1 pseudogene is annotated in these 553 nt (G+C 65.1%); it reads left to right on the forward strand.

Features of this window, described 5'->3' with window-relative positions:
• Positions 1-553, forward strand: a pseudogene (locus tag BN358_RS21745) (substrate-binding domain-containing protein); the annotation flags it as partial.

A 553-nucleotide genomic window follows, 5' to 3' on the forward strand; every position in this document is an offset into this window, starting at 1 on the left:
CAGAAGCAGGAGAACCAGATCAGTGCGATCCGCTCCTACATCCAGCAGAACGTCGACTACATCGCGTTCTCCCCGGTTGTCCAGACCGGCTGGGACGCGGTCCTCGGTGAGGCCAAGGCCGCGGGCATCCCGGTCATCCTGACCGACCGTGCGGTGGACTCCAAGGACACCTCGCTCTACATCACCTTCCTCGGCTCCGACTTCGTCAAGGAGGGCAAGGAGGCCGGCGACTGGCTCGTCCAGCAGTACCAGGGCAAGTCCGACCCGGTGAATATCGTCCAGCTCGAGGGCACGACCGGCTCGGCGCCGGCGATCGATCGCGGCACCGGCTTCGCCGACGCGATCAAGGCCAACCCGAACATGAAGGTCGTCGCGAGCCAGACCGGTGACTTCACCCGCGCCGGTGGCAAGCAGGTCATGGAGGCCATGCTGAAGTCCCAGCCCAAGATCGATGTCGTGTCGCCCAGAACGACGACATGGGCCTGGGCGCCATCGAGGCGATCGAGGCCGCGGGCAAGGTGCCGGGCAAGGACATCAAGATCATCACCGTCGA

Source organism: Sedimentibacter sp. B4, from assembly GCF_000309315.1.
Classification (GTDB): Bacteria; Bacillota; Clostridia; order Tissierellales; family Sedimentibacteraceae; genus Sedimentibacter; species Sedimentibacter saalensis.